The organism is Streptomyces sp. Ac-502, from assembly GCF_045222935.1.
GTDB lineage: Bacteria > Actinomycetota > Actinomycetes > Streptomycetales > Streptomycetaceae > Streptomyces > Streptomyces monomycini.
In genome coordinates this window covers 3,239,471-3,265,154 of record NZ_JBHFFO010000001.1, presented here as the reverse complement: position 1 = coordinate 3,265,154, position 25,684 = coordinate 3,239,471, and the positions used below count along the sequence as shown (strand labels likewise).

The 25,684-nt window shown below is 73.5% G+C and carries 22 protein-coding genes, 2 pseudogenes and 1 riboswitch; of the genes and pseudogenes, 12 read left to right on the top strand and 12 right to left on the bottom strand.

What is annotated here, in order from left to right; all coding sequences use genetic code 11:
* Positions 1–65: 65 nt before the first annotated feature.
* Positions 66–893 carry an alpha/beta fold hydrolase gene (locus ACEXOX_RS14665; RefSeq protein WP_406521054.1) on the bottom strand — a complete coding sequence of 276 codons (828 nt, stop codon included), beginning with the start codon at positions 891–893 and terminating at the stop codon, positions 66–68.
* A 135-nt stretch (positions 894–1,028) separates the two neighbouring features.
* On the opposite strand from ACEXOX_RS14665, the gene ACEXOX_RS14660 reads away from it, so the two are divergent.
* The 3 genes from ACEXOX_RS14660 (at position 1,029) to ACEXOX_RS14650 (ending at position 4,337) form a co-directional block, all read left to right on the top strand.
* The gene (locus ACEXOX_RS14660) at positions 1,029–2,411 is read left to right on the top strand and encodes a PLP-dependent aminotransferase family protein (RefSeq protein WP_406521053.1); all 1,383 of its coding nucleotides are present in this window, start codon (positions 1,029–1,031) and stop codon (positions 2,409–2,411) included.
* Between the two features lie 119 nt (positions 2,412–2,530).
* On the top strand, positions 2,531–3,880 hold the full coding sequence (locus ACEXOX_RS14655; RefSeq protein ID WP_406521051.1) for a class II 3-deoxy-7-phosphoheptulonate synthase: 1,350 nt from the start codon (positions 2,531–2,533) through the stop codon (positions 3,878–3,880).
* A gap of 145 nt (positions 3,881–4,025) precedes the next feature.
* Positions 4,026–4,337: a bacterioferritin-associated ferredoxin gene (locus ACEXOX_RS14650; RefSeq protein WP_406521049.1), complete on the top strand. Its 312-nt coding sequence runs from the start codon at positions 4,026–4,028 to the stop codon at positions 4,335–4,337.
* A 104-nt stretch (positions 4,338–4,441) separates the two neighbouring features.
* Here the strand turns inward: ACEXOX_RS14650 and bfr are convergent, their stop codons facing one another.
* Complete coding sequence (bfr, locus tag ACEXOX_RS14645; RefSeq protein WP_030020883.1) at positions 4,442–4,921, bottom strand: bacterioferritin; 480 nt, start codon at positions 4,919–4,921, stop codon at positions 4,442–4,444.
* A 155-nt stretch (positions 4,922–5,076) separates the two neighbouring features.
* Here bfr and ACEXOX_RS14640 point away from each other — a divergent pair, with 155 nt between their 5' ends.
* Complete coding sequence (locus ACEXOX_RS14640; protein WP_406521048.1) at positions 5,077–5,700, top strand: sulfite oxidase-like oxidoreductase; 624 nt, start codon at positions 5,077–5,079, stop codon at positions 5,698–5,700.
* A gap of 126 nt (positions 5,701–5,826) precedes the next feature.
* Here the strand turns inward: ACEXOX_RS14640 and ACEXOX_RS14635 are convergent, their stop codons facing one another.
* The 5 genes from ACEXOX_RS14635 to thiO all read right to left on the bottom strand — a co-directional run bounded on the left by ACEXOX_RS14635 (position 5,827) and on the right by thiO (position 11,474).
* Positions 5,827–6,765, bottom strand: a complete 939-nt coding sequence (locus ACEXOX_RS14635; protein ID WP_406521047.1) for a deoxyribonuclease IV — start codon at positions 6,763–6,765, stop codon at positions 5,827–5,829.
* A gap of 173 nt (positions 6,766–6,938) precedes the next feature.
* Positions 6,939–8,939 carry a Stk1 family PASTA domain-containing Ser/Thr kinase gene (gene pknB / locus ACEXOX_RS14630; protein ID WP_406521046.1) on the bottom strand — a complete coding sequence of 667 codons (2,001 nt, stop codon included), beginning with the start codon at positions 8,937–8,939 and terminating at the stop codon, positions 6,939–6,941.
* 207 nt (positions 8,940–9,146) lie between these two features.
* Complete coding sequence (locus tag ACEXOX_RS14625; protein ID WP_406521044.1) at positions 9,147–9,941, bottom strand: thiazole synthase; 795 nt, start codon at positions 9,939–9,941, stop codon at positions 9,147–9,149.
* 10 nt (positions 9,942–9,951) lie between these two features.
* Positions 9,952–10,170 carry a sulfur carrier protein ThiS gene (gene thiS / locus ACEXOX_RS14620; protein WP_030020888.1) on the bottom strand — a complete coding sequence of 73 codons (219 nt, stop codon included), beginning with the start codon at positions 10,168–10,170 and terminating at the stop codon, positions 9,952–9,954.
* Positions 10,167–11,474 (bottom strand): glycine oxidase ThiO, encoded by a 1,308-nt coding sequence (thiO, locus tag ACEXOX_RS14615; protein WP_406521041.1) that lies wholly within the window; start codon positions 11,472–11,474, stop codon positions 10,167–10,169. The genes thiS and thiO overlap by 4 nt, the downstream gene beginning before the upstream one ends.
* Positions 11,472–11,587: riboswitch (TPP riboswitch) on the bottom strand. Its footprint overlaps the gene before it by 3 nt.
* A gap of 150 nt (positions 11,588–11,737) precedes the next feature.
* Between thiO and ACEXOX_RS14610 the strand changes: the two genes are divergently transcribed.
* The 5 genes and pseudogenes from ACEXOX_RS14610 (at position 11,738) to ACEXOX_RS14590 (ending at position 16,694) form a co-directional block, all read left to right on the top strand.
* Positions 11,738–13,018, top strand: coding sequence for an NAD(P)/FAD-dependent oxidoreductase (locus ACEXOX_RS14610; RefSeq protein WP_406521040.1), 1,281 nt, complete (start codon positions 11,738–11,740; stop codon positions 13,016–13,018).
* Between the two features lie 202 nt (positions 13,019–13,220).
* Positions 13,221–13,586 carry an Rv2175c family DNA-binding protein gene (locus ACEXOX_RS14605; RefSeq protein WP_406521039.1) on the top strand — a complete coding sequence of 122 codons (366 nt, stop codon included), beginning with the start codon at positions 13,221–13,223 and terminating at the stop codon, positions 13,584–13,586.
* A gap of 155 nt (positions 13,587–13,741) precedes the next feature.
* A pseudogene (thiE, locus tag ACEXOX_RS14600) lies at positions 13,742–14,391 on the top strand (thiamine phosphate synthase).
* 165 nt (positions 14,392–14,556) lie between these two features.
* On the top strand, positions 14,557–15,474 hold the full coding sequence (gene metF / locus ACEXOX_RS14595; protein ID WP_406521037.1) for a methylenetetrahydrofolate reductase [NAD(P)H]: 918 nt from the start codon (positions 14,557–14,559) through the stop codon (positions 15,472–15,474).
* A gap of 53 nt (positions 15,475–15,527) precedes the next feature.
* Positions 15,528–16,694: a hypothetical protein gene (locus tag ACEXOX_RS14590; RefSeq protein ID WP_406521036.1), complete on the top strand. Its 1,167-nt coding sequence runs from the start codon at positions 15,528–15,530 to the stop codon at positions 16,692–16,694.
* 85 nt (positions 16,695–16,779) lie between these two features.
* Here the strand turns inward: ACEXOX_RS14590 and ACEXOX_RS14585 are convergent, their stop codons facing one another.
* From ACEXOX_RS14585 to ACEXOX_RS14565, 5 genes and pseudogenes are all read right to left on the bottom strand, one after another.
* Positions 16,780–18,330, bottom strand: coding sequence for a phytoene desaturase family protein (locus ACEXOX_RS14585; protein WP_406521034.1), 1,551 nt, complete (start codon positions 18,328–18,330; stop codon positions 16,780–16,782).
* Positions 18,331–18,508: 178 nt separating this feature from the next.
* A complete protein-coding gene (locus ACEXOX_RS14580) occupies positions 18,509–19,129 on the bottom strand; it encodes a DUF4126 domain-containing protein (RefSeq protein WP_406521032.1) in 621 nt (206 codons plus the stop codon).
* A gap of 429 nt (positions 19,130–19,558) precedes the next feature.
* Positions 19,559–20,169: pseudogene (locus ACEXOX_RS14575) on the bottom strand (TetR/AcrR family transcriptional regulator).
* Positions 20,170–20,204: 35 nt separating this feature from the next.
* On the bottom strand, positions 20,205–22,412 hold the full coding sequence (locus ACEXOX_RS14570) for a YhgE/Pip family protein (protein WP_406521030.1): 2,208 nt from the start codon (positions 22,410–22,412) through the stop codon (positions 20,205–20,207).
* Complete coding sequence (locus ACEXOX_RS14565; RefSeq protein ID WP_406521028.1) at positions 22,384–23,226, bottom strand: ATP-binding cassette domain-containing protein; 843 nt, start codon at positions 23,224–23,226, stop codon at positions 22,384–22,386. Before ACEXOX_RS14565 ends, ACEXOX_RS14570 begins: the two co-directional genes overlap by 29 nt.
* Positions 23,227–23,451: 225 nt before the next feature.
* Between ACEXOX_RS14565 and ACEXOX_RS14560 the strand changes: the two genes are divergently transcribed.
* From ACEXOX_RS14560 to ACEXOX_RS14550, 3 genes are all read left to right on the top strand, one after another.
* On the top strand, positions 23,452–23,937 hold the full coding sequence (locus ACEXOX_RS14560; protein ID WP_031003997.1) for an SAV_6107 family HEPN domain-containing protein: 486 nt from the start codon (positions 23,452–23,454) through the stop codon (positions 23,935–23,937).
* Between the two features lie 95 nt (positions 23,938–24,032).
* Positions 24,033–24,788 carry a class I SAM-dependent methyltransferase gene (locus ACEXOX_RS14555; RefSeq protein WP_406521027.1) on the top strand — a complete coding sequence of 252 codons (756 nt, stop codon included), beginning with the start codon at positions 24,033–24,035 and terminating at the stop codon, positions 24,786–24,788.
* Positions 24,789–25,044: 256 nt separating this feature from the next.
* Positions 25,045–25,467 (top strand): DUF3040 domain-containing protein, encoded by a 423-nt coding sequence (locus ACEXOX_RS14550; protein ID WP_406521026.1) that lies wholly within the window; start codon positions 25,045–25,047, stop codon positions 25,465–25,467.
* Positions 25,468–25,684: the final 217 nt, after the last annotated feature.

The window sequence follows — 25,684 nt, the reverse complement described above, 5'->3', positions numbered from 1 at the left end:
GCCGCCGGATGAGCGGTCCACCACCAGTTCATGTTCATGGTTGGTTGCGCGTGCATGGCGGCACCCTACCCGACACGCTCCGGCAGCGCCGCGAGAAAAGCGGTGAGCGCGGCGTCGAAGGCGTCCGGCTGTTCGAGGTTGGGCAGGTGGGCGGCGTCCTCGACGACGGTCAGGCGCGCGTCCGGGATGCGGTCGCACAGGAACTCGGCGTCGGCGACCGGGGTGTAGGTGTCGTCGCGGCCGACCAGGACGAGGGCCGGTACGGCGAGCCGGGTCAGCGTATCGGCGTAGTCGGGGCGTTCCGCGCGGCCCCGCAGAGCTGCGGCGGCGCCCTCGGGCGGCGCGCCGAGCATCATGCGCCGTACGTGCTCCGCGACGGCGGGCCGGGTGGCGATGGTGTGCGGCGAGACCATCTTGTCCAGGGCTTCTTCCGTGTAGCCGTGCATTCCTTCGCGCAGCAGCCGGTCGGCCATGGCGTTGCGGGCTCGGTGGCCCTCGGGGGTCTCGGCTCGCGCGAAGGTGTCCGCGAGGACGAGGGCGCGCAGCCGTTCCGGGAAGCGGCGGGCGCACTCCATGGCGATCTGGCCGCCCATGGACAGGCCGCCGAGGACGATGCGGTCCGTCACCCCGAGGTGGTCCAGGAGGGCGGCGAGGTCGGCGGCGAAGGTCTCCAGGCGGGTCGTGCCCGGGACGACCTGGGTGGCGCCGTAGCCGCGCAGGTCCGGTACGAGGACGCGGTGGCCGGCGGTGGCGAGTGCGGTGGTCTGCGGGGCCCACATCGTGTGGTCGAAGGGGTGCCCATGGATGAGCAGAATCGTTTCTCCGCCGGTGTCCGTCCCGCCGGTGTCCTCGTACGTGGTGGTGATGCCGTTGACGGTGGCTGTACGCAGCACAACTCGCCCCTGTTCGTAGGATCCTGACGTCCGGCCTGTTGACGGCTCGATGCTAGGACGCACACCATCTCGGTGCAATAAAAACATTGCACTCGGTGCAATGATGGACACCTGAAGTGACAACCGGGAGGGCCCGTGGAGGACTACCAGCGCATCGCCGACGCCGTCGCGGCCGACATCGCCGCCGGGCGGCTGCGCCCCGGCGACCGGCTCGCCACCCAGCGCGCCTTCGCCCGCGCCCACGGCATCGCCAACTCCACCGCCGCCCGCGTCTACCGCGAACTGGCCCGCCGCGGGCTGACCGTCGGCGAGGTCGGCCGCGGCACGTACGTACGCGCCGCCCAGCACGCCCCCGGACCCGCGCTCGCCGAACCCGCCGCCCCCGCCCGCCGCACCCGCGTCAACCTCGAACTCAACTACCCCGAGGTCCCCGGGCAGGCCGCTCTCCTGGCCCGCGGTCTGGAGCCCTTGCTGCGCCCCGACGTGCTGAGCGCGGCCCTGGCCGTCGCCCCCGCCACCGGCTCCACGGCCGCCCGCGCGTGCTTCGCCGCCCTCCTCGCCCGCGGGGAGTTCCGCCCCGACCCCGCGGGCCTGCTCTTCGCGGGCAACGGCCGCCAGGCCATCGCGGGCGCACTCGCCGCGCTGGTGCCGCCCGGCGGCCGCCTCGGCGTCGAAGCGCTCACCTATCCGCTGGTCAAGTCCGTCGCCGCCCGCCTCGGCGTCACCCTCGTACCGCTCGCCGGCGACGCGTACGGCCTGCACCCGGACGCCGTACGGGAGGCCCACCGCGGCGCCCCGCTGCACGCCGTCTACCTCCAGCCGACGCTGCACAACCCGCTCGGCGTGACCATGCCCGCCGGGCGCCGCGCCGAGCTGGCCGAGACGCTGCGCGCCCTGGACCTGTGGGCCGTCGAGGACGCCGTCTGGTCCTTCCTCTTGGACGACGGCCGGCAGGCCGGCCTGCCGCCGCTGGCCGCCCTGGCCCCCGAGCGCACCCTCCTGGTCGACAGCCTCTCCAAGCGCCTGGCGCCCGGCCTGACCGCCGGCCTGGTCCTCGCGCCGCCCGCGTCCGCCGACCGGGTCGCCGCCGCCTTGCGCTCCGGCGGCTGGACGGTCGGCGGCTTCGCCCTGGACGCCACCGTCCGCTGGCTGCTGGACGGTGTGGTGACGACGGTCGTCGAGGCCAAGCGCAAGGACGCCGCCGCCCGGCAGGCGCTGTTGCGCGAGCACCTCGACGGCTTCCGGGTGCGGGCCGACCCGGCCTCCTACTTCGCCTGGTGGGAACTGCCCGAGGGGTGGCGCGCGGAGACCTTCCTCGCGGCCGCCGCCCGGCACGGCATCGCCGTCACCCCGGCCGCCGCGTTCGCCGTCGGCGCGGAGGGGACGCACGGCGCCGCGCCCGCCCCCAACGCCGTCCGCGTCGCCCTCGCCGCGCCGGCGCCCGACGACCTGGCGTACGCGCTGCGCACGCTGGCCGCCATCGCCCGCGGCGCCCCGGAGGACTCCGTACCGGACTGAGCCGCGCGGGCGCACCACCGGGCCGGGCGCGCGCCCCCGGCGGTCCACGGGAGTGGGACCTTCGTCTCACATCCCGGTCGGCGAGATGGACCCCCGTCCGGACCCCGTAAAGTTGACGCGTGACCGTGAACGCTGAAATCCACGCCGGTGGCAACACCTGGCGAGACCTGCCCGCGGCGCAGCAGCCTGAATGGCCGGACCAAGAGGCTCTGCGCGATGTGATCGCCGAGCTGGAGTCCTATCCGCCGCTCGTCTTCGCCGGCGAGTGCGACCAGCTGCGCGAGCGCCTGGGAGAGGTCGCCCGTGGTGAGGCGTTCCTGCTCCAGGGCGGCGACTGCGCGGAAGCGTTCGACGCCGTCTCCGCCGAGCACATCCGCAACAAGCTCAAGACCCTGCTCCAGATGGGCGCGGTCCTCACGTACGCCGGGTCGGTCCCGGTCGTCAAGGTCGGCCGGATCGCGGGCCAGTACAGCAAGCCGCGCTCCAAGCCCACCGAGACCCGCGACGGGGTGACGCTGCCGACCTACCGCGGCGACTCCGTCAACGGCTTCGAGTTCACCGAGGCGGCCCGCATCCCGGACCCGCAGCGCCTGAAGCGGATGTACCACGCCTCCGCCGCGACGCTGAACCTGGTACGGGCCTTCACCACCGGCGGCTACGCCGACCTGCGCCAGGTGCACGCCTGGAACCAGGACTTCGTGAAGTCCTCCCCGTCCGGGCAGCGGTACGAGGCGCTGGCGCGCGAGATCGACCGCGCGATGAACTTCATGAACGCCTGCGGGGTGGACCCGGAGGAGTTCAAGACGGTCGAGTTCTACGCCTCCCACGAGGCGCTGGTGCTGGACTACGAGTCCGCGCTGACCCGTACCGACTCGCGGACCGGCAACCTCTACGACGTCTCCGGCCACATGGTCTGGATCGGCGAGCGCACCCGTCAACTGGACGGCGCGCACATCGAGTTCGCCTCCCGCATCCGCAACCCGATCGGCGTCAAGCTGGGTCCGACGACGACCGCCGAGGACGCGCTCACGCTCATCGAGCGCCTCGACCCGGAGCGCGAGCCGGGCCGGCTGACCTTCATCACCCGGATGGGCGCGGACAAGATCCGCGACAAGCTGCCCGAGCTGGTCGAGAAGGTCACCGCCTCCGGCGCGCAGGTCGCCTGGATCTGCGACCCGATGCACGGCAACACCTTCGAGGCCGCCTCCGGGCACAAGACCCGGCGCTTCGACGACGTGCTGGACGAGGTCAAGGGCTTCTTCGAGGTGCACAAGGGCCTGGGTACGCACCCGGGCGGCATCCACGTCGAGCTGACCGGCGACGACGTCACCGAGTGCGTGGGCGGTGGCGACGAGATCTTCGTCGACGACCTGCACCAGCGCTACGAGACCGCCTGCGACCCGCGGCTCAACCGCAGCCAGTCGCTGGACCTGGCGTTCCTGGTGGCGGAGATGTACCGGGGCCAGTGAGTCACCGGCCCGGCCGGGCCGTACGTACACGCCGATGGGGCGCGGATCACAGGATCCGCGCCCCATCGGCGTTGTTAACGGACTTTCGTCCCGGGTAAGGTAAGGGTAACCTCACTGCGGAACAGGTCGACGGAGGTGAATCCGCGTGTACGTCTGCTCGTGCTTCGGCATCACGGAGCAGCAGGTCCGTGAGCACGCGGAGTCCGGTGCCTGCACCCCGCGCCAGATCGCTTCCGCCAGCAAGGCCGGCACCGACTGCGGCGGCTGTGTCCGCCGCATCCAGGCGCTGCTCGGCCGGGGCACGTGCCCCCGGCGCGAGCTGATCGACCAGGGCGCCCCCGAACCGCTCGGCGCCGAGGCGTCCGGCGGTAAGGCCGCGGGGACGGGTGTCGGCGGGCCCGGTCCGTACGACATCGCGCCGCAGACGGCGCCCGGCGTCCTCCCGGAAGCAGCCTGAAGCCACCCCGGACACGGCACGCCGACGCGCCGCCGCCCGGAGTGCCGTCCGTACGGCTTGGCGGAAGGAACGGTTCGCTCGGGCGGCCGTTCCAGCAGGCCGCCTCAGCCCTCCGGCTGCTCGATCACCTGGGCGAGGTACAGCGGCTCGCCGAGCTTCTCGATCAGGTCCAGCTGGGTGTCCAGATAGTCGATGTGGTGCTCCTCGTCGGCCAGGATGGACTCGAAGATGTTGGCCGAGGTGATGTCCCCCTTGGTCCGCATCACGTCGATGCCCCGCTTGAGGCGGTCGATGGCCTCCACCTCGATCTGCCGGTCCGCCTGGAACATCTCGGTGACGGTCTGGCCCACCCGGACGTGGAAGAGCCGCTGGTAATTGGGCAGGCCGTCCAGGAAGAGGATGCGGTCCGTGAGGATCTCCGCATGCTTCATCTCGTCGAACGACTCGTGCCGGGTGTACTTGGCGAGCTTGGTCCAGCCGAAGTTCTCCTGCATCTTCGCGTGCAGGAAGTACTGGTTGATGGCGGTCAGCTCGGCGGTCAGCTGCTCGTTGAGGAATTCGATGACCTCGGGGTCGCCCTGCATGACAGCGGGCTCCTTCCACGCGAGTACCGGCAGGTGTCGCGCATCCTTGCACCGTGGTGAGCTGGGCGTCCAGTAAGTGCACGCTTAGTACGAGTTGCCCGAATCGCTGCCGCCCTGGTCACCGGCACGCCCGAGGGTCTGACACCATGGAGAGCATGGGTCAGCCCGAAAGCCGCGAAGCGGAGCATCCTCAGCTGCCTCCGGGGCAGCGACTGCAACGGGGATGGCCGGTCACGCACTACGGCCCGGTGCCGAAATTCCGGCCCGAACGCTGGGAGTTCCGCGCTTTCGGCGCCACCGCGGACGGCGACAAGCACTGCTGGACACACGAGGAATTCACCGCGCTGCCCTATACGACCGTTGTGGCCGACATGCACTGCGTGACGAAGTTCAGCATGCTCGGCGCCGAATGGGGCGGGGTCTCCACCCGGACGGTCCTCGACCTCGCGCCGCCGGCCCCGGATGTCACCCATGTGATGGTGTGGGCCGAATACGGATTCAGTTCGAACCTCAAGCTGGCCGACTTCGCCGACGCCAAGTCCCTGTTCGCCACCCACCGCTCCGGCGAACTGCTCACCGCCGAGCACGGGTTTCCGGTCCGCCTGATCGTGCCGCACCTGTACGCCTGGAAAGGGCCCAAGTGGGTACGTGGAATCGAATACATGACGGCGGACCGCCGCGGCTTCTGGGAGGAGCGCGGCTATCACAACCTCGGCGACCCGTGGCGCGAGCAGCGCTACTCCTACCAGGAGGGGCCGGGGGACGGACCGGAGCTGTAGCCGTACCGGCCCGTAACCGCGTCGGCGCCTGCTCGTAGCCGTACCGGCGTCAGCCCGTAGTCGTACCGGCCCGTGATCGCACCGGCACCTGCCCGTAGCCGGTACCGGGCGCCCCGGCCCGCCGTCTCAGGCCGGGTGCCGAAGGTCCTTCAGCCGGGCCACGTCCGCCGCGTGCCCCTCCTTGCCGCCCGGGGTCTCGATCACCAGCGGTACGCCCAGGGTGGCCGGGTGCCGGAACAGCTCACCGAACGGGTCGGCGCCGATGTGCCCCGCGCCGATGTTCTCGTGGCGGTCCTTGTGCGCGCCGACGACGTCCTTGGAGTCGTTGGCGTGGATGAGTTTCAGCCGCCCCTCGCCCGCGACGTCGACCAGCTCGTCCAGCAGCGCCTTCATCCCGCCGGGCGCCGCCATATCGTGCCCGGCCGCGAAGGCGTGGCAGGTGTCCAGGCAGATGCCCAGCTTCGGGTGCCGGTCCAGCGCGTCGAAGTACGGGCCGAGGTCCTCCGCCAGCGCGCACAGTGAGGCGCCCTGACCCGCCGTCGGCTCCAGCAGCAGCCACGGGTCGTCGTCGTGCGTCAGCTCCTCCAGCAGCGGACGCATCCGTTCGCGTACCTGCGCCAGGGCCTCGGCGCGGGGGCGCCCGCCGGTCGCCGAGCCGGTGTGCACCACCACGCCCCGCGCGCCGATCGCCCGGCCGCGCCGCAGCGAGTGGCGCAGCGAGAGGACGGACTTCTCGACGGTCTCCGCGGTGTGCGAGCCGAAGTTGATCAGGTAGGGGGCGTGCACGTACGCCGGGAGCGCCTCCCGCTCGCACGCCTCCCGGAACGCCTCGTCCTGCTGCGGGCTGCCGGGCGGCGTCGCCCAGCCGCGCGGGTTGGCGACGAAGACCTGTACGGCCTCGCCGCCGATGTCACGGGCGTACGGGACGCCGACCTTGGCCAGACCGCCGGCCACCGGGACGTGGCCGCCGACCGGATTGCGCTCCCGGGCGCGCTGCTGGGAGGCCTGCCGGGCGTCCTGCGAAACGTTCTGCGGAGAGTTCTGCGGGGAAGGGGAGGTGCTCACCCGTCAAGGGTGCCAGGTGCCGGGCGCCCGCCACGGTGTGCGGGCGGGCGTCCTTGCTCACAGCGGGACAGCGGGACAGCGGGCCTCGGGGGCAGCGGGACAGCGGGCCTCGGGGACAGCGGGTCTGGGGGGCCTGGGGGCCTGGAGGACGGCGCCCGAGGCGCCGCCCCGGCTCACAGCACGCTCTCCAGCCGGATGGTGATCCTGCTGCCCTTCGCCGCCTGCCCGCCGCCCGCGACCGACTGGCTCGCGACCTTGTCCTTCGGGAACAGGAACGGCTTCTTGACCTCGACGTCGAAGCCCGCGTCGGACAGGGCCTGCCGTGCGTCGGCCTCGGTCTTGCCCGTCACGTCCGGCACGGTCACCATCTCGGGGCCCTCGGAGAGCGTGAGCGTGACGGTGTCGCCCCGGCCCAGCTTGCCGTCCGCCCCCGGCGCCTGCCGGGCGACCTTGCCCTTGTCGTGCGGGGAGTGCACCGTAGCGTCCGCGATCTTCACCTCGAAGCCCGCGCCGCGCAGCGTCGCCTCCGCGTCCGCCCGGTCCCGGCCGGTCACGTCCGGCACGTCGACCTCGGCGCCACGGCTGACCGTGAGCGCGACGGCGGTCTCCGGGCGCCGCTTGCTGCCCGCCGCCGGGTCGGTGCCGATCACCGACCCCTTGGCGACCTCGTCGGAGAACTTCTTGTGCACCGTGCCGACGGTCAGCCCCAGGTCGCGCAGCTTGCGCTTGGCGTCGGCGACCGGTGTGCCCGCCAGGTCGGGCACCTGCACGATCTCCGGGCCCTTGGACAAGGTGATGGTGACCGTGCCCGTACCGCGGATGCGTTTGCCGTTCTCCGGCTCCGTGGCCATGACGTGGCCACGCTCCACATTCGGGCTGAAGGCGCGCTGCACCTTCACCTCCAGGCCCTCGTCGCGCAGCGTCTGCTCCGCCTTCGCCTGCGTCATGTCCAGTACGGCCGGGACGGTGGTGAACTGTCCGGAGTTGATGTACCAGACGCCCGCGCCCACCACCAGCACGAGCAGCACGGCCGCGATCACCGAGGCCGTCCTGCGCCGGGTCCGCAGCAGCCCGGTCCACGCCCCGGCCCAGGGCCCCGTCCGCGGGGCGGCCGCCGCCGGGCGCAGCCGGGTGGTCGGCTCGGCCGCCGACACCGGGGCCGGTGGCGGGGTCTCCAGCCTGCTGGTGTGGTTCGGCGGCTCCTCCAGCGGCAGCGGCTGCTGCACGGCGATCCGCGGCAGCACGCTCGTACGGTCCTCGGAGCCCGCCGCGGCACCGCCCGCCGGTGCCTCGTTGGCCTGCGGCGGCACCGCGTCCAGCTGCGCGTCGGTCAGCTCGGCCCGTACCGTGCGCGTCTGCGCGAGCAGCGTCACCGCGTCCTGCGGGCGCAGCTCCGGGCGGCGCGCGGTGGCCGCGGCGACCAGGTCGTCGAGCTGCGGCGCCAGCTCGGGCGCGTACGTGGAAGGGGCCGGCACGTCCTCGTGGAGGTGCTGGTAGAGCACCTGGGCGGCGCTGCCGCCGGTGTGCGGCTTGCCGCCGGTCAGCATCTCGAACAGCACGACACCGCACGCGTAGACGTCCGCGGGCGGACCGGCCGTGCCGTCCTCGATCTGCTCGGGCGCCAGGTAGGAGACCGTGCCCAGGACCGAGCCGGTCGAGGCGGTGCTGTTCGTGTCCACGGTCCGTACGAGGCCGAAGTCGGCGACCTTGACCCGGCCGTCGTCGCCGATCAGGACGTTCTCCGGCTTCATGTCGCGGTGCACCAGCCCGGCCCGGTGGGCGGCGCCCAGCGCGGCCAGGATCGGCTCCACGATGTCCAGCGCCGCCCGCGGCTGGAGGGCGCCGCGCTCGCGCAGGACGTCGCGCAGCGTGCACCCGGCGACGTACTCCATGGCCAGGTACACGTACGTGCCGTCGGTGCCCTGGTCGTAGACGCCCACCACATTGGGGTGGTCGAGCCGGGCGGCGGACTTGGCCTCGCGGATGAAGCGGTCGACGAACGCGGCGTCGGCCGCCAGCGACGGGTGCATCACCTTCAGGGCGAGCACCCGGTCCAGCCGGGTGTCCACGGCCCGGTAGACCGTGGCCATGCCGCCGGCGGCGACGCGCGCCTGCACCTGGTACCGGCCGTCGAGCAGCTGCCCGACCAGCGGGTCCTGAAGGGTCGTATCCACGGCAGACGAGTCTACGAGCCGCCACGGCGGTGCCGGACGCCCTGCCCGGGAACCCGGGGCCATTGCATCCGAACAGTGACAGGGGCGGGCCGCGGACCGGCCGGGATGTGCGGGATGCCCGTTTCGCGGGGCGAGCGGTGGCGGGCCGTGGCGGGCGGCGGCCGGTCAGGGACGCTGCCCGCCGTGCCTCGGGAAGGCCGCGGCCGATCAGAAGGCCGGGCGCTCCGGATCCAGCGCGGCGACGCCCTCCACCGGGGAAGAAGCTTCCGCGTAGTGACGGCGGGGGATACGACCGGCCCGGTACGCCAGCCGGCCGCCTTCGACCGCGTGCCGCATCGCCTCCGCCATCAGGACGGGCTCCTGCGCCCGGGTCACCGCCGAGGCCAGCATCACCGCGGCGCAGCCCAGCTCCATGGCCAGGGCGGCGTCGGAGGCGGTGCCGGCGCCCGCGTCAAGGATCACCGGGACCCCGGCCCGCTCGGTGATCAGCTGGAAGTTGTGCGGGTTGCGGATGCCCAGCCCGGAGCCGATGGGGGAACCCAGCGGCATGATCGCCGCACAGCCCACGTCCTCCAGCTTGCGGGCCAGCACCGGGTCGTCGCTGGTGTACGGCAGGACGGTGAAGCCGTCGTCCACCAGGGTCTCCGCGGCGTCCAGCAGCTCGACCGGGTCCGGCAGCAGCGTGCGCTCGTCCGCGACCACCTCCAGCTTGACCCAGTCGGTGCCCAGCGCCTCCCGGGCCAGCCGGGCGGTCAGGACCGCCTCGCCCGCGGTGAAACAGCCCGCGGTGTTCGGCAGCACGCGGATGCCGTGCCGTTCCAGTACGGACAGCACCGAGCCCTGCACGGTCGGGTCCAGACGGCGCATGGCGACCGTCGTCAGCTCCGTACCGGAGGCGAGCAGCGCCCGTTCCAGGATGCCGAGACTGGGCGCTCCGCCCGTCCCCATGATCAGTCGGGAGTCGAAGGTGGTGTCGGCGATGGTGAGGAGGTCGTCGGCCATGACGTACGGATCAGCCTCCCTGGACTGCGGTGAGGACCTCGACGCGGTCGCCGTCGCCGAGCGCGGTGGCGGGCCACTGGCCGCGCGGCACCACGGCCTCGTTGACGGCGGCGGCCACGCCGCCCGGTGCCGTGGTCAGACCGGCGACGAGCCGGTCCAGGGTGAGCCCGCCGGGGAACTCCCGGGGCTCGCCGTTCACGGAGACGGTGATGGGCGTGGTGACGGTCATACGGGCTGCTCCTGAGGGGCGGGGGCGGTCGCGGGAGCCTGGAGGGAAGTGGACGACGGCACGGGACCGGACGAGGGCGCGGGACCGGACGATGCCGGGAGCCCGGGCGCGCCCGGCGCGAAGCGGTCCGGGGTGAACGCCCGCGCCTCCTCAGGCAGCGGGCCGCCGGTCAGCGCCGCCGCCATCACGTCGCCCGTGACCGGCGTCAGCAGCACCCCGTTGCGGTAGTGGCCGGTCGCCACCAGCAGGCCGGGCAGCGCGGTCGGGCCGAGCAGCGGCGCGTTGTCGGGCGAGCCGGGGCGCAGCCCGGCGCGGGACTCGACCAAGGGCAGTTCGGTGATGCCGGGGACCAGTTCATGGGCGTCCCGCAGCAGCTCGTAGACCCCGCCCGCGGTGACCGTGGTGTCCCAGCCCAGCTCCTCGCTGGTGGCGCCGACGACCAGCTCGCCGTTCTCGCGCGGTACGAGGTAGAGCGGGCCGCCGCGCACCACGGCCCGTACGGTGCGGGACAGAAACGGTACGCCGCCGGGCAGGCCGTCCGGCATCCGCAGCCGCAGCACCTGGCCCTTGACCGGGCGGACCGGCGGCAGCACGTCCTCGGGGACGCCCGCCAGCAGCCCGCTCCGGCTGCCCGCCGCGAGCACCACCTGCCCGGCCGTGACCCGGCTGCCGTCGGCCAGCCCGGCGCCGGTGGCGCGGCCCCGCACGACGGTCAGCCGCTCGGCCGCGGCGCGGTGGAAGGCGACCCCGGCCCGCTCACAGGCGGCGAGCAGCGCGGCGGCCAGCCGTCGCGGGTCGACCTGGTGGTCCCCGTCCACGCGCAGGCCCCCGCGCACGCCCGGCGCGAGCAACGGCTCCAGGCGCCGGCACTCGCGCCCCGTCAGCCACTCGGACTCCAGGCCGCTGCGGAGCTGGAGGGCGTGCAGATCGCGCAGGTGGGCGCGGTCGTCGGCGTCCAGCGCGACGGCCAGGGTGCCGCACCGGCGGTAGCCGACATCCAGACCGCTCGCCTCCGTCAGCTCGGCGGCGAACTCCGGATAGCGGCGCGCGGAGGCGAGATTGAGGCCGAGCAGCGTCTGCTCGCCGTAGTGCAGCTCGGTGACGGCGGCCAGCATCCCCGCCGCGACCTGGGCGGCGCCGCCGCCGGGGGCCGGGTCGGCGACGGCGGTCCGCAGCCCGAGCAGGGCCGCCCGCCAGGCGGTGACCAGGCCGATGATGCCGCCGCCGACGACGAGCACGTCCGGGCTCGCGCCGGACGCGGCGGCCGCCCCGGGGGGCGTCGAATTCCGTGCGGGTGGATGCATGGGCGTCCAGCCCCTCCCTTCGCCGGCATGACCCGGATCAGGTTCGTACGGTCGGAGGCCGCGTCAGCCTCCCTCTCAGCCCGGTCGCGTCCGGGCTCCCGCGTGTGCGTTCACCGGCAACCCTAGTACGGGCCGCCGACGCGCCGTAAGGGAGCGCCGGGTGCGGGGCGCGGGGGCCGGCGGGTTACGGGCCGTGACCTTGTGTCATAGATCTCGTCGCGCGGTGCTCCAGGTCGCGAGACACCCCGTCCTACAGTGATCGGGTGAGCGAGCAGACCCAGCCCCAAGACCCTGACCGCGCGCGCCAGGACCGCGAATCCGCCGAACGCGCGGCCGAGCGCACCCGGCGCGCCGTCATCGTCGGCGCCGGACTGGCCGGTGTGCAGACCGCCGTCGCCCTGCGCGAACAGGGCTGGCGCGGGGCGGTCACGGTGCTCGGCGAAGAGCCGCACCAGCCGTACGACCGACCGCCGCTGTCCAAGGCCGTGCTGCTCGGCAAGGCCGACGGGTCCGCCTTCGACGTCGACTTCGAGGCGCTCGGCATCGAGCTGCTGCTGGGGCGGCGCGCCATAGGGCTCGCGGCCGACTCGCGGGTGCTGGAGACGGACGCCGGGCCGCTGCCGTACGACCACCTGGTCATCGCCACCGGCGCCGAGCCGGTCACCCTGCCCGGCTGTGACGGGCTGCCGGACGTCCATGTCCTGCGCACCCTCGACGACGCCGAGCGGCTGCGGTCGGTACTGGCCGGGCAGCGTGAGGTCGTGGTCGTCGGCGCGGGCTGGATCGGCGCGGAGTTCACCACAGCGGCGCGCGAGGCGGGCTGCCCGGTGACGGTCGTCGAGGCCGCCGACCGGCCGCTGGCCGGCGCGCTGCCCGCCGAGGTCGCCGCTCCCATGGCGGCCTGGTACGAGGACAGCGGCGCCCGGCTGCGTACCGGCGCCCGGGTCGCCGCGGTCACCGAGGGCGCGGTGACGCTCGCCGACGGCGCGGTGCTCACCGCCGACGCGGTCGTCGTCGGCATCGGTGCCCGCCCCGCGACCGCCTGGCTGGCCGGGTCCGGCATCGAGCTGTCGTCCGAGGACCGCTCCGTCCTGGCCGACGAGCGGCTGCGCACCACGCTGCCCGACGTGTACGCGGTCGGCGACTGCGTCTCCTTCCCGTCCGCCCGCTACGGCAGCCGCCTGCTGGTCCACCACTGGGACAACGCCCTGCACGGGCCGCGCACGGTCGCCGCCACCATCGTCCGCGGCGCCGCCGAGGGGCCGGTGTACGACCCGGTCCCGTACTTCTGGTCCGAGCAGTTCGGGCGTTTCGTGCAGTACGCCGGGCATCACGCGGGCGCCGACGAGACGGTGTGGCGCGGCGACCCCGAGAGCGCGGCCTGGTCGGTGGTGTGGCTGCGCGAGGGCGTGCTCGTCGGACTGCTGGCGGTCGGCCGGCCCCGCGACCTGGCCCAGGGCCGCAAGCTCATCGAGCGGGGCGCGGTGCTGGACCGGCGGAGGGCGGCGGACGCGTCCGTACCGCTGAAGTCGGCGGCGGTCTGAGGCGATCCGGGGCGGTCCGGGGCGGAATCCGGGGCCGGGGCCGGGGCCGTAGCTCCTGCGGGTGGCGTGTCCGGCGGTACGACCGACAGCGCGTCCGGCGGCACGTTCGGCGGGGTGTTCGGCAGCGCGTTCGGGTGCTGTGGGCTGCGCCGATGGCGATGCCCGGCTACCGGCTGTCAGTGCGAGGTGGCAGGCTTGTCCCGTGACCGAGATTGACGCAAAGATCGATGGACTCGTCCCCGCCTGGCTCACCCTCCCCGACATCGCCGAGATGATCGGCGTCGAGGTGACGCGTGTGCGGCAGCTGGTGAAGGAGGGCCAGCTGATCGCGGTGCGCCGCGGCGAGAACCGTGCCCTGCATGTGCCGGCCGACTTCATCAAGGACGACAAGGTCCTCAAGGGCCTCGTCGGGACGCTGACGCTCCTGCGGGACGACGGCTTCACCGACGAGGAGATGCTGGAGTGGCTCTTCACCGCCGACGAGACGCTGCCCGGCACCCCCGCCCAGGCCCTGCGTGAGAACCGCGGTACGGAGGTGAAGCGCCGGGCTCAGGCGCTCGCCGTCTAGACCCGCTCCCCGCTGCGGGGCGCACCCGTGCGTCGAGTGCGTCCGCAGCCGTACCACCGTCGCGCCCGCACCCGCGGCCGCGACCGTCTTCGCACCATTGGCGTACGGGCCGGAAGGCCCGGCCCGTACGCCGTAGACCTGGGGGGACCCGTCCGATGAGCACCGCACGCCACGCCCTGTCCGACGCCCGGCTCTACCTGTGCACGGACGCCCGCAAGCGCCAGGGCGACCTCGCGCAGTTCCTGGACGCGGTGCTCGCGTCGGGCGTGGACGTCGTGCAGCTGCGCGACAAGGGCATGGAGGCCGCCGAAGAGCTGGCCCACCTGGAAGTCTTCGCGGACGCCTGCCGCCGGCACGGCAAGCTGCTCGCGGTCAACGACCGCGCCGACGTCGCCCACGCCATCGGCTCGGACGTCCTGCACCTGGGCCAGGGCGACCTGCCGGTGCCCGCCGCCCGCGCCGTTCTCGGCGACGACGTGCTGATCGGCCGGTCCACCCACGCCGAGGCGGAGGTGGACGCCGCGCTGACCGAACCCGGCGTGGACTACTTCTGCACCGGCCCCTGCTGGCCCACCCCGACCAAGCCCGGCCGCCACGCCCCCGGCCTCGGCCTGGTCCGCCACGCCGCCGCGCGGCGGCCCGAGCGCCCCTGGTTCGCCATCGGGGGATCGACGCGTCCAACCTGGACCAGGTACTGGACGCGGGCGCCCGCCGGGTGGTCGTCGTCCGGGCGATCACCGAGGCCGGGGACCCGGGGGCCGCGGCCGCCGACCTGGCGAAGCGGGTACGCGCCCGCGGGCAGTGACCGCTCCGGCGCGGGCCGCCCGTACCGCTCCGCCGTGGGCCCGTTCGTACGGGAGATGGCCCGGCGTCGGCCGGACGGTGTCCACGGTGTGGACCGGAACGCGGCTATCCGGGCATTTCGCCGGAGTCGGTTGGTGCGCGGGAAGCCGGTGGATAATCTGCACGTATGGCCCTAGGCACAGCTTCCACCAGGACTGATCGCGCACGGACCGTGCGCGACCTGCTCGCTTCCGGCAAGCAGTCGTATTCGTTCGAGTTCGCCGCCCCGAAGACGGAGAAGGGCGAGCGGACGTTGTGGAACGCCATTCGCCGGATCGAGGCGGTCGCGCCGACCTTCGTCTCCGTGACGTACGGGGCGGGCGGCACCTCCCGCGAGGGCACGGTGCGCGCGACCGAACGGATCGCCACCGACACCACTCTCACCCCGGTCGCCCACCTGACCGCCGTCAACCACTCCCTCGCCGACCTGCGCAACATCATCGGGCAGTACGCCGACGCCGGTATCCGCAACATGCTCGCGCTGCGCGGCGACCCGCCCGGCGACCCGATGGGCGACTGGGTCCAGCACCCCGAAGGCGTCCTGTACGCCGCCGAACTGGTCCGGCTCATCAAGGAGTCGGGCGACTTCTGCGTCGGCGTGGCGGCCTTCCCGGAGATGCACCCGCGCTCCACGGACTGGGACACCGACGTGCGGCACTTCGTCGACAAGTGCCGGGCCGGCGCGGACTTCGCGATCACCCAGATGTTCTTCTACGCCGAGGACTACCTCCGGCTGCGGGACCGGGTCGCCGCGGCGGGTTGCGAGACGCCCGTCATCCCGGAGATCATGCCGGTCACCAACGTCCGCCAGATCGAACGGTTCGCGCAGCTCAGCAATGCCGCCTTCCCGCCCGAGCTGGCCGAGCGCATCCTCGCGGTCAAGGACGATCCGGCGGCTGTACGCTCCATTGGCATCGAGTATGCGACGGAGCTGTGTGCGCGCTTGATGGCCGAGGGAAGTCCCGGGTTGCACTTCATTACCCTGAACCACTCCACGGCGACGCTGGAAATCTACGAGAATCTGGGTCTGCACCAGCAGTCCTGACGGCGGTTTGCCGCACCACGGCGGCCTCTCGGGGCGGCGGAAGAGGGGCGTACATGGGCTGGGTGGTCCTCTACATCGCATTCGGCTGTGTCGCCCTCTGGCTCCTGAGTGAAGTGCTGCTCCAGTACAAGGCCAGACTGCGGTGGCGGCTGCTGGCCTTCACCGGCTTCCTCGGTGTGGTCGTCGGTGTCGTCATCCCGTCGGTGATCGTGATAGCGGCCGGCGCCATCGCCTTCGCCGTCGGGCAGACCTACGTCACGCTCTCCTTCCGCAGCGGTTTCCAGTCCGGCTGGGCGCTGCGCGGCAAGCGCCGGGACAGCGGCAAGCGCGGCGACAACCGGCGGCGCCGGGCCAAGGGCGGCGGCCGGGCCGCGGACGCCGGGCCGACCCTCCAGGTCAGCGGCCTGGAGGCGGTCCCCGCCGCGGGGGAAGCGGTCACCGGGGCGGCGGACGGCGGCACGCCACCGGCCGGCACGGCCGCGTACGACGGTACGGCCGCGTACGGCAGCACGGCGGCGTTCGACGGCATGGACCCGTTCGACGGCACGGACCCGTTCGCGGGCGTCGAGGGCTCCGGGAGCGGTTACGGGGGCGGTGACTCCAGCGAGGTGTACGCCCCGCAGCCGATCCCCGAGGAGACCGGCCAGTACGGCATATACAGCTCCGACGCCCGCTCGCAGGAGCCCGGCTACGCCGCGTACGACGGCTACGGGGGATACGGGCAGGACGCCTACGGCTACGACGGCGGTTACGGCGCCGCCGCCCAGGGCGGGCAGGACGCCTACCCCGACCACTACAGCGCCTACGGCACGGACCAGGGGCAGGGCCAAGGCCAGGGGCAGGGCCAGAGCCACGAACAAGGCCACGGCCAGGGCGGACTCCCCGGTCAGGGCGGGTTCCCCGGCCAGCAGCAAGGCGGGCAGGCGCCCTACGCCGACCCGTACATCGGCCAGCAGCAGTACGCCGGGCAGTACGACCCGTACGACCAGCCCGACGCCTTCGGGGGCACCCAGGCCTACCCGGCGCAGCAGTACACCGGCGTGCAGGACCCGTCGCAGGGCCAGGCGCAGCCTTCCTACGGCGACACTCCGCCCGGCGGGGTGTGGGTCCCTCAGCAGCGCGGCAACGAGCCCACCGCCGACCAGCCGTACCCGCCCTACCAGCCCCCGCAGGACCAGAACCAGAACCAGGGCTACGACGGGCAGCAGTACCGCTACTGAGCGGCCGACGGGCGCCGACTGGTCGCGCGCGGACACCCTCGGAGCACCCGCGGACGCCCTCTGCCCGCTCGCCGGCGCCCTCGGGTCACTCCGAGCCGCGCCAGTCGTCCCCGTTCACGATCAGGCCCGCGACGAGGGCGCCCGACATCCCGGCGTGCGCCAATCCGCCGCCCGGGTGCGTCCAGCCGCCGACCGCGTACAGCCCCGGTATGCGGGTGCGGTTGGCGGGGCGCAGGAAGCGGCCGCCGGCCCCGGCCAGCGCCGGGCCCGGTATCGCTTCGCCCTCGGCGGGCGGCAGCACGGCCCGCCACAGCACCCGCTCCCGCAGCCCTGGTACCGCCGCCTCGGCGGCCGCCACCAGCCGGTCGGCGGCCGCTGCCTGCGCGGCCGTCTCCCCGGCAGCCCCGGAATCCCCGTCGGTTACCGCGGTGGGCGGCACGGCCAGCTCTCCGTACGGCGCGATCGCGGCGCTCAGCGTCACGGCCTCGTGGCCATCGTCCGGCCGGGACGCCGGATCGTCCGGGCGCAGCACCGTCACCGTCGGACGCTCGCACAGCGCCCCGGGGCCCGCCCCGAAGAGCGTGCCCAACTCCGCCGCACGGTCGGCCGCGTGGACCACCGTGCGGTGGACCGCGTCGGCCGGCCGGGGGCCGCGCAGCGCGAGGGCGACCGTGAACCGCCCTGGCGTCCGGCGGTGTGCGTCGGCGTCGGGCCGTACGTCGTCCGCGCCCCACGGCTCCGCGCCCTTCAAAAGGGCCGTCAGCCGCTGCGGAGCCACGCCCGCGACGACCGTGTCCGCCTCGACGACCCCGCCGTCGCGCAGCTCCACACCCGCCGCCCGGCCGTCCGCCTCGACGACGCGCGTCACCTCGGCGCCGAAGGTGAACTCTACCTTCCGGGCCAGACAGCGCTCGTACAGCGCGTCGGCCAGCGCCCGGATGCCGCCGCGCGGATACCAACTTCCGAAAGTCTGCTCCATGTACGGCAGGACCGCGGCGCTCGCCGGGGCGGTGCGCGGGTCGAAGCCGTACGCCAGGGCGTAGCTCTCCAGGAGGGCGGCCAGCCGCGGGTCCTTGAGCTCGTGGGCGGCGATGCCGGCGAGGGAGGCGTCCGTGACCGGCTTGCGGCGCCCGAACAGCCCGCGCTTCGGCAGCGCCGGGTACGGATCACGCCCGAGGACCTGCCAGTCGGGCCACAGCGGCTCCTCCAGCAGCGGGCGGCGGGTCCGGTCCCAGGCGTCGCGGGCGCGGCCCAGGAACGCGCTCCAGCGCTCACCCGCGCCCGCGCCGAGCGCGCCGTCCAGCGCCGCGAGCACACCGGCCCGCGACGCGTTGGGCAAGGACACGGCCGAGCCGTCGGCGAAGACGTGCCGGGCGGCCGGGTCGACCTGGGACAGCTCGACGACGCTCTCCAGCGGCTCGCGGCCGGTCTTGACGAACAGGTCGCGGTAGACGGCGGGCAGATGCAGCAGCCCGGGGCCGGTGTCGAAACCGAAGCCCGCGCGCTCGAAGCGGCGCACCGCACCGCCGTAGGTCGTCCCACGTTCGTACACCGCCACCCGGTGGCCCGCGACGGCCAGCCGGGCGGCGGCCGCCATCGCGCCCATCCCGGCGCCGATCACCGCAATCCGTGCCATGCCTGCGACTTTATCCGGCACCACTGACAACGCCGCTCCCGCCCGGTACCGGCGGCCGCACCCGGGCCCGTACCGCGCAGTCCGGACGGCCCGCCCGTGCTCGTACGGCGATGGCCGGACGGCCCGCCCGATCCCGTACCGCGCCGGCCGGACGGCCCGGCCCGGCGGGCGCCCTGGCTCAGCCCACCGGCGTCGAGCCCTCTCGTGCCGCCGCCAGGTGCCGCTCCTCCCGCCGCTGCCGCCTGCGCCGCAGGAAGCGCCGTACCCGCGACCACAGGAACGCCACCAGCACGATCCCGGCGACCAGCAGCACACCGGCGACGATCGCCGCGGCCACCGGGTGGAACACCGCGAAGACCACGATGCCCGCGACCCCGAGGTCCTCCAGGGTGCTCAGCACGAAGTTGCTGGCCGGTTCCGGCGAGGTGTTGACCGCCATCCGCGTGCCCGCCTTGACCAGATGGCTGACCAGCGCGCTGGTGCCGCCCACCGCGCCCGCCGCCAGCTCGGGCAGCGACCCGTCGTGACCCGCCAGCAGCGCCGCCACGACCCCGCCGGACACCGGTCGTACGACCGTGTGCACGGCGTCCCAGACCGAGTCCACGTACGGGATCTTGTCGGCGACCGCCTCGATCAGGAAGAGCACCCCCGCGACGATCAGCACATCGGCGCGCTGCAACGAGGCGGGCACCTCGTCGGCGGCTCCGGTGGCTCCGAGGACGCCGAGGAGCAGCACGACGGCGTAGGCGTTGATGCCACTGGCCCATCCGCTGGTGAAGACAAGGGGGAGTACCGACACGCAGAGATCGTAACCAGCCGCTGCGCGCCGGTGCTCAGGTTTGAGTATGCGTACTCAGTCGCCGAGATGAGTAGGTACGCGGATGGGCTGCGACCTGCGCGGACGGAAGAGTGTGCAGCACGGAAGGGACGCCGGGCCGGCACCGCCGGCACGGGGCGGCGGAACGGCACGGCAGCCCGGACGTGACGGGGGAGCACGGGGGAAGATAGGGGGCTCCACAGGGGAAAGTACGGGGGTACGGGGCCCCACGGGGGAAGCGCTGTCCTGGACGGATCGCCGGGGGAACGATCCGGTCCGGGGCAGCGCGCCTGGTACGGAACAGCGGCGGCGGCCGGCTCACGAAGCCGGCCGCCGCCGCTGTGTGCGCCCCGGGGCGCACTCGGGGGCACTCCGGGTGCGGGACGGGCACCCGGAAGCGTCCGCGGGCGCCTACGGGTGCCCGCTCACCCGCCCCTGAAGGAGCCGGGACAGCGACGCGTGCACGTCGTCGATCGACCGGTGCGGCTGGTAGGACTGCCAGTCCAGCGCCGCCACCAGCACCATCCCGAACAGCGCGGACGCCGTCAGCGGGATGTCGATGTCCTCGCTCAGCTCGCCGCCCGCCACCGCCTCCCGGAGCACGCCCTCCACGACCGTGATGGCCCGCTCCCGCACCACCATCAGCGTCGACTGCCAGGCCCGGTTCGTGCGCCACAGCTCGGCGACGTAGAGCTGGGTCAGCGCCGGGTAGCGGGCGATGAAGTCCAGCCCGGCCCGGATCATCGCGTCCAGCGCGTCCACCCGGCTGCCGCCCCGGTCCGCCGACGCGTCGGCCGCCTCCTGGAGGAGGTGGCCAGCAGCTCGATGCCGTGCCGCAGCAACTCCTCGAAGAGTTCGTTCTTGCTCGCGAAGTTGTAGTACACGGTGCCCTTCGCGACACCCGCGCGCTCGGCGATCTCGTCCACCGTCGTCGAGGAGAAGCCCTGTTCGGCGATGAGCGTGACGGCGGCCTCGAAGAGCTTGCGCCGGGTGGTCTGGCGGCGCGTGCTGGAGCTGTCCATGGGGGAGATTGTGCCGCTCCCGGAGGCCCGCGCGCTCACAGGCTCAGCTCCGGGTGGAGGTCCTTCATCCGGAGGACCTGCTTCCCGCGCGCCGCCCAGGCGGTCAGCGCGAGCGCGGCCGCGGTGAAGGCGAGCAGGACGGCGCTGCCCTGCCACACGGGCGCGAGGTCGCCGCCCGTGATGAGCCGCCGCAGCCCCTCGACGATGTAGCTCATCGGCAGGTACGGGTGGACGGCGTTGAAGAAACCGGGACTGGTCTGCACCGGGTACGTACCGCCCGCCGACGTCAGCTGGAGCATCAGCAGTGCCAGCACCAGGATGCGCCCGGCCGGCTCGAAGCGGGCGTTCAGCCACTGCACGATCGCCGCGAAGCAGGCCGTGGCCAGCAGCAGGAACCCGATCGTGCCGGCCGGCCGCTCCATCTGGAGGCCGAGCCCGTAGTGCAGGACGGACATCAGCGCGGCCGTCTGGAGCACCCCGAGGGCGAACACCGGCAGCCACCCGGAGACCGCGATCCGCCAGGCACCCGCGCCCATGACGAGCGCGCGCCGGTTGAGCGGCGGGATCAGCATGTACGCGACCATCGCGCCGACCCAGAGGGAGAGCGGGATGAAGTACGGGGCGAAGCCGGTGCCGTAGTTGGGCGCGCGGTGTGCCGCCTGGGAGGCGAGCTGCACCGGGTCGGACATCACCCGCGTACGGGCGTCCCGGTCCTCCTTGCCGTAGTCGGGGATCTGCCGCACGCCGTCGTGCAGCCCGCCCGCCAGCTTGCCGGAACCGTCGGAGAGCTTGAACATGCCGCCGTACAGGGTCTGCGCGCCGTCCTCCAGCTTGCCGACCCCCTGGTCGAGGTCGCCCGCGCCGGACGCGGCGCGGCCCGCGCCGTCGTGCAGCTTCCGGGCGCCGTCGGCCGCCTGGTCCGCGCCGTCCGCCAGCTTCCCGGTGCCGGCGGCCAGCTTGCCGGCGCCCGCGGAGACCTGGTGGGCGCCCGCGTTGAGCTGGTTGATCTTCGCGACCGCGGCGTCCATGTCGGCGCCGAGGGTCGGGCCGCGCCGCGCCAGTTCGCCCGCCAGGCGGTGCAGTGTGTCGAGGTCGCGGCCGAGTTGATCGAGGTTCTTCTGGTCGTGGACGTAGCCGCTGATCTCCTCGGCCTTGGCCGCGGCGGCGGCCGCCTGATCCTTGAGCTGCTTCAGCTCGGCGCAGGAGGCGTCGGGCCGCGCCGCGTCGCCGCACCGCTGCCGGTAGAAGGCCGTGAGGTGGTCGGACATCCCCCGGGAGAGCCGGGCACCCGCGTCGGCCGCGCGGGGCAGCTTGTCCAGGTTGTCGCGTACGGCCTCGGAGCCGTCCGCGACCACCTTGGCGATCCGGCCGATCTCCTTGCCGTGCGCCCGTAGGAAGGGCCCCACTTCGCCCACCACGCCGTTGACCTTGTCGGCCAGCTGCTGCGTGCCCTGGGCGACCTGCCCGGAACCGGAAGCCAGCCGGTCCGCTCCCTGGGACGCGGCGGACGCGCCCTTGGAGAGGTCGGCGGTACCGGCGGCGAGCCGGCCGGCGCCCGCGTCGAGGTCCTTCAGGCCGGCGGCCAGGGTGCCGCTGCCGTCCTTCGCCGTACCCAGCCCGTCCTTGAGCTTGCCGGTGCCGTCCTGGGCCTGTCCGATGCCGTCCTTGAGTTTCCCGGCGCCGTCCGCGGCCTCCTGCGTCTTGTCGTGCAGTGTCGAGAAGGAGACGAAGATGTTGTCGTAGAAGGCGCGCGAGGACTTCGCCGAGGCCGCCGAGCGCACCTCGGAGAAGACGGTGCGGGAGATCTGTCCGACGATGTAGTTGTTCGCGTCGTTCGTACGGACCCGGAGCGCGCCGGTCTCCGGACGGTCGCCCGAACTGGACGCGATCCGCTTGCTGAAGTCCTCGGGCACGGTCAGCGACAGGTAGTACGAGCCGTCCTCGACGCCTTTGCCGGCCTCCTGGGCACTCACCTCGTGCCAGTCGAAGGTGTGGCTGTCGCGCAGCCCGTCCACGATGCTGTCGCCGGCCGTGATCTTCTTGCCCTTGGCCTCGGCGCCCGCGTCCTCGTTGACGAGCGCGACGGGGATCTTGTCCAGGCGCCCGTACGGATCCCAGAAGGAGAACAGGTACAACGCGCCGTACAGGAGCGGCAGCAGGAGCAGGGCGATCAGGGCCGCCATCGGCAGCTTGCCCCTCCCGAACCGCTTCAGCTCAAGCGCGGCCAGCCTCGGCGAGCGCATCCGCTGCCCCCTTCTCGTCGTCGCGGGAGCCGGTGCCGGTGCCGAGAGCGGTTTCGGTGTCGGCTTCGGCTTCGGTGCCCCGCCCGTCGCCGCGCGGGGTGGTGCGTACCACGACCGCGCCGTCCGGCGCCTGGCTGCACACCGCGAGCACGGTCGTGCCGGACTCCGCGAGGGAGCGCAGCGTCGCCCAGAGGTCGGCGCGTTCGTCGTCGGAGAGCTTCATGTCGGTGTCGTCGAGGGCGAGCAGGCGGGGTCGGCTGATCAGCGCCAGAGCTATCGACAGGCGCAGCGCCTCCGGCCGCTCCAGGTCGCGTATGGACGTCCGGTCTCCCTTGGGCAGAGTGGCCAGATCCAGGCCGGCCGCTTCCAGGGCCGTGTCGATCCGGGCGCGGGCTGCTGCTGTACGCTCCCGGCGCGGGCGCGGCAGCGCGCTACGGGCGCCTCCCCGCAGCAACTGGGAGAGAGTTGCGAACCGTCGCTGGAGCAGGGTGCGTTCGCGCAGATGCTCGGCCACGGTCAGCGCGGGTTCGAGATCGGTGACACCGGGTACGTGCGCAAGAGCGGTGACCGCTCGTACCGCCGTCTTCTTCTTCGGCAGCGGCAGGCCCGCGACCTCGGCCGTACCGGCGGTGGTCGCCATCCGGCCGGTGAGCGCGAGCAGCAGGCAGGTGCGTCCGGAGCCGGACGGGCCCTCCACGGCGATCAGCGAACCCGGCTGCGCCGCGAGGCCGACGTCCCGGAAGACCCAGCCGCGCGGGCCCCGGAGGCCGTAACCCGTGGCGGTGACGGCCGCCCCGTGCGGGGTGTTGTGCACGATCCCTCCCTTGAACTGACCAGTCAGTTCAAAAAGTATGCGCAGCCTTGTCATGTCTCCGCAAGGGGGTCGGCGGGGTCCGCCCGCTTTCCGGCGAACGGAAGGATCTCTTCGCATTACCCCTGCTTTCCGGGGAAAGAGCAGGTCAGAGCCGATTGTCAGTGGTGTGCCGCACGATGACCCCATAACGGTCCTGAACCGTCATACGACGACAGGAGGTTCGTCATGGCAGCCAGTTCGGCCGCGGGCAGCTCCGCGGCGTACGGCCCTCCGGGCGATGTCCACCCCGTCCTGCGCCGGGCGGCCGCGCCGCCCGCCGCCCTCGACCTGCTCGCCCAGGCGCAGCGCGGCATCGACGAAGCCCGCGGCCTGGAAACCCCCAACGAGCGCTACGCCACCGCCCACCTCGCCGCGCTCCGCACGGCCGCCGCCGTCCTCGCCGTGCGCGGCCGCCCGGAGACGAGCCTCCGCCGTCGGCAGCGCATCCGCAGCGCCTGGGAGGTCCTGCCCGAGGTCGCTCCCGAACTCGCCGAATGGAGCGCGCTGTTCGCCTCCGGGGCCCAGCGCCGCGCCCGCGCCGAGGCGGGCATAGCCGGCGCGGCCGGCCCGCGCGACGCCGACGACCTGATCCGCGACGTGGCGATGTTCCTGCGCCTGGTGGAACGGATGCTGCTCCTCCAGCCGGTGCTCCCCTCGCAGCGGGCGGGGTGAGGGGGCCGGGCAGCAGCGGGGCTGCCGGGCCGTTCCCGCAGGTCCCATTAGGGTGGTACCCATCAGTTCATGCCCCCGCCGAGGAGCCACCCGCCGTGTCTGACCCGCTGCGCCCGCGCGCATCCCTTCGTACCGCCGTGGTCTGGGAGGTTCTCAAAGACGCCCTGGAGCACCGGGCCGAAGCCGCCGGGCGGGACGCCCTCGACGTCCTGGACACCGGCGGCGGCACGGGCAACTTCGCCGTGCCGGTCGCGCTCCTGGGCCACCGCGTCACGGTGGTGGACCCCAGCCCCAACGCCCTCTTCGCCCTGGAACGGCGGGCCGCCGAGGCGGGCGTCGCCGACCGGGTGCGCGCCGTGCAGGGCGACGCCCACGGGCTGTTCGACGTGGTCGAGCCCGGCGGCTACGACGCCGTGCTCTGCCACGGCGTGCTGGAGTACGTCGACGACCCGGCCGAGGGTGTGCGCAACGCGGTGGGCGCGCTGCGCCCGGCCGGCACGCTGAGCCTGCTCGCTGCCGGACTCGGCGGCGCCGTCCTCGCCCGCGCCCTGGCGGGCCACTTCACCGAGGCCAGGAACGCCCTGTCGGACCCGGCGGGCCGCTGGGGCGACGGCGACCCGGTGCCCCGGCGCTTCACCGCCGAGCAGCTCACCGAGCTGGTCTCGGACACCGGCCTGCGGGTCGGCGCCGTGCACGGCGTACGGATCTTCGCCGACCTGGTGCCCGGCGTGCTCGTGGACACCGAGCCGGGCGCGATGGACGCCCTGCTCAAACTGGAGGCAGCCGCCGCCGAGCAGCCCGCGTTCCACTCGGTCGCCACCCAGCTGCACGTCCTCGCCGAGCGCGGCTGACGCCCCCGGCCCGCTTTCCCGCACGTGCAGTCGGCCACAGGCCACCCGATCAGCCGCTTCGCCCCGTATGATCGGGGTACAGCGTCCGGCATGACGGATCGGCGGGTGGGGAATGCAGGCTGCAAGCACCACCGACCGCCGTGGCGGCCCGGACAGTGAATTGGCGTAGAGGGGCGGGTTTCACGGGGGCGATTCCCTGCCTATCCTGAAAGGGTCGCACCCGGTCGCCCCCGCGACCGACGAGTAGGAGGACTCCGTGCCGCTCTCGGAGCACGAGCAGCGAATGCTCGAGCAAATGGAGCGAGCGCTGTACGCCGAAGATCCCAAGTTCGCGACAGCGCTTGAGGGAAGCGGGCTGCGTACGTACACCCGGCGACGGGTCTACCAAGCGGTCGCGGGCTTCCTGGTAGGTATCGCGCTCCTCATGGCCGGAATGGTCGCACAGCAGATCTGGGTCAGCGTGGTGGGCTTCCTCGTCATGCTGGGCTGCGCGGTGCTCGCGGTCACCGGATGGCGCAAGGCCCCCAAGCCGGGCGAGCAGCAGGCCGCGGCAAGCGGCCGAGAGGGACCCGGCGGCCCCGGCGGTGCATCCGCCCGCCGTCAGGCCAGGCAGCGCCGCTCGATGATGGACCGGATCGAGAGCCGCTGGCAGCGCCGCCGCGACGAACAGGGCCACTGAACACACCGCGGACCTCCTCCTAGTCCGCGCCCCGCCTCACGATGCGGCCGTCCGATACCGGACGGCCGCTTTTCGCGCGCCCAGCACCCGCACCGGGCCGAGCGGACCGCCCCCGGCCGGTAGCCGCGAGAGCCGCAGCCGAGTACGGGCCCGGGCCTCCAGACTTCGTCCTACGGCCCGCTCCCTCCGGTCGTACGGCGACGGACGGCCGGTGGGG